Raw genomic sequence first — 2,901 nt, forward strand, 5'->3', positions numbered from 1 at the left:
GTAATTCTTGGGCTGCCCATTTCTCCATTTTTTTGCTTACCTCCACCTTAATTCCTTCTTTCAAAACTATACCTATCAATCGTTTCCCCTTTTTTTAAGTTTCTTCTCTTTTTGTTAAGAAAGATCTGACTAATGGATAGGGTAAAACCAAGGGTCTTTACCCCGACATCTGTGATAAAATCAAGAGGCCGACTGACATCTGAGAAGCGATAGCAACCATGACGGGTGTGGACTTACAGCAATTATTACTAGAAAAATGGGGTCGTTCCTACGATATCCAGCTGCGACGCATCAAAGATAAGGTTCATGTCCAGGTAATGTGGAAATATCTCGAACAAGCTTCTTTTCCCCTCTCCGAGTCTGAATATCTGGAACATCTCAATGCGATCGCTAATTATCTCCACGAATGGGGTGGTTTTAGTCAATTTCAAGCTTTTATCCGCGAAACCCGCGAGCGTCCCCGTCTCGGTAAAGCGGTTAGTCTGGCCTTAGATTTAGGTGAAAGAGCATCGGAATGGCTGATCAGTGATCAGTGATCAATTATCAGTGACCAGTGGGATTGTTAACTGAACAGTATACTGCATTTAAATTGCGTCCCCACTCCCCCATCCCCTTCTCTAGACACAAAAAAGGCGTTAAGCTTAACCTCAACGCTTGCCTTTAATCTAATGACAGTGACTAGCTCTTGCGACGAACGAAAGCACCAGCACCGGCAACGGCTAAGACACCGAGGATAGCAGAGGGTTCGGGGATGTAAGTAGTTTGTCTGAAATCGTTGGTTATACTGTTAAGTGATCCGTCAACACTAGAGACAAAGAAAGTGTCTCTGACGTAAAGTTTCAGGATATTCGGAGCAATTGGAACCGTGAGGCCAGGAGAGCCTATGCCACCAATATCCTTGCTTTTAGCCTCCGAGGTTCCGACCAAACTCGACCCGCCGAAAGCATCTGACCAAACCGTCTTGTTCAGAGAGACACCGGAGTCAGTCTGGCCAGTTGTGGTATAGCCGGCGCTGAATGCTGAGAACATCTGCGTCAAAAGTTCGTTTCCGGGAGTGTTGGGGTTATCAACGATCTCGATCGTGTAATCTATGACATAAGTACCAGATGAACTTAGCAGAGGGGTAACTGGGGTGAAGGTGAAGGTGTGCAAATCGCCCAAGGGCAGCACGGTTTCCGTAATGGTCAGAAAATTGCCCGGGTCATTCATACCAATGCCAGATGAGTTGATGTGTGTAAACAACTTGTCCCCTTTTCGGCAAGGATTGGTCTTGAAATTGTTGAAACTTTGTGGCAAACACTCCGCCTGCGCCTGCACGGGGGCAGCACCAGCAAAGCCGAAAGCGGCAACGCTGCCAGCGATAGCAAGAGCGCCAGTGGTTAGTTGTCTAGATATGTTGGTGATCATTTTAAGTTGTTTATTACTTTATTAATTAGGGCAGTAATGCGGATACCTCCGTAGTCTAGAATAGTTATGACCTGGGAGCATCTCACCTTTGACATAAGTAGAAATGCTTAATGAGATCAATAAAAAAGTTAAAAAAGGCAACCATTTAGATAAGCACAGCGATGACGAAGGACTTGCGGTACATTACCAGATTCCCAACTTGCACCAGTAATTTTAAGACGATGAGCAATTTGTTTAATTTTTGATTCAAGGTCGCCAGAGCCAATGGAAATACCCTCTGCCTGCAAATAACCATAATTGACAATTCGATGTTTATGCTTGTTTAAATAAATAATAAAATTCTCCACTGGCGGCTCTGACCATCCTTCGCGCACGGGAGATAGCAACATCCACTTCCCCCTTCCTCAAGAAAACATTTTACCTCCTCAATTCGCTGGAATGACCCGCCAACTTTATAGAGGTTTTCGATTAAATGATACCAGTCCAAAATTTCAATTCTTTCCTATTTCTCTCCTATCTCACGAAATAAATTCCAGATACCATCATGTCCATCTCCTCAACAAATTAAAGGCTTGGCCAAAACTTGAGAATCAACCAAATCTAATCAAGCCGAGTTATCTTGAAAAAAAGCCGCTACCCCCAGTTGATGAAAACTCACTGCTTTATAATCACGCCAAATTAAGGCTTCTCCCTTGGCAGTTCTCAGTCGTACCTTACCGCCATCTATGCTCATTTCTTCGACTTCGACTTCTGGGTTAGACGGTAATTCTTCAAAATGATAGCGATGTACGAGGCGTTGTTGGGTACTGTGAGAAACAGCAATTCCTGTCAATGATTTGATTTTCTGGGCTGATTTCTCATCGGATTCATCGCCACTTAATAGCAAACAGTTCTTCTCTAACATTGGACTCATCTGAGTCCGAGGCTTTACTTCTAACTTCTTCGCTTGTTTTTCTGTAATTGGTAATTCCCCCAAAATACTTTTCACTTTTCTCGTCCGACCGGCGGTTTCTCCTGTACTTGTTTTGACAAAAAAATACCGATTTCTGGGTTAACATACACCAATCATTAAATCTCTGACCGTCTCCTCTATTTCTCCCAAGTTATTAAATTTCTTAATTTGGGATTGCTCATAGAGACACGCTCCCAACTCTCGGGATAACTCTTGAATTCTTTTTTCATTTTCTGATAACATTGCATTATTCCTCCCATCGAGCTATATTCTGAATTGCCAGTTATAACTATTATAATCTCATTTCTCTTTGTGATCAAGTTGAAGATGTTCTAGTTTTTGACGGCTACAAGCATTAATAATCATTGCATAAGTGAGATGCTCCCTTTGACGGGATTGGGCATCATCGAAAAACTGGGTCTGAAACCCCGCCCTTTAGCGATAGCGGAGGGCGGCTTTATATGAGTTAGTGAGAAACAATTAAACCGTTAGAACGACGAATTAACTGAATCTTGCTAACAGCTATCTGTCCCAATCGTTGA

Annotated in this window: 2 protein-coding genes and 1 pseudogene; 1 reads left to right on the forward strand and 2 read right to left on the reverse strand. The window is 43.0% G+C overall.

What is annotated here, in order from left to right:
- Positions 1 to 218: 218 nt before the first annotated feature.
- Entirely contained in the window at positions 219 to 536 is a 318-nt protein-coding gene (locus tag IM319_RS18625) for a DUF3067 family protein (RefSeq protein ID WP_002756874.1), read from the forward strand.
- Between the two features lie 142 nt (positions 537 to 678).
- Here IM319_RS18625 and IM319_RS18630 read toward each other — a convergent pair whose 3' ends face one another.
- Positions 679 to 1,407, reverse strand: a complete 729-nt coding sequence (locus IM319_RS18630; protein ID WP_287736540.1) for a PEP-CTERM sorting domain-containing protein — start codon at positions 1,405 to 1,407, stop codon at positions 679 to 681.
- 128 nt (positions 1,408 to 1,535) lie between these two features.
- A pseudogene (locus IM319_RS18635) lies at positions 1,536 to 2,602 on the reverse strand (ISKra4 family transposase).
- Positions 2,603 to 2,901 lie beyond the last annotated feature (299 nt).

Source organism: Microcystis sp. M113S1 (genome assembly GCF_020246945.1).
GTDB lineage: Bacteria > Cyanobacteriota > Cyanobacteriia > Cyanobacteriales > Microcystaceae > Microcystis.

Bases quoted from the DNA above. Each gene is read 5' to 3' on its own strand.
- IM319_RS18625 (WP_002756874.1), top strand. From the start codon at position 219: ATGACGGGTGTGGACTTACAGCAATTATTACTAGAAAAATGGGGTCGT.
- IM319_RS18630 (WP_287736540.1), bottom strand. From the start codon at position 1,407: ATGATCACCAACATATCTAGACAACTAACCACTGGCGCTCTTGCTATC.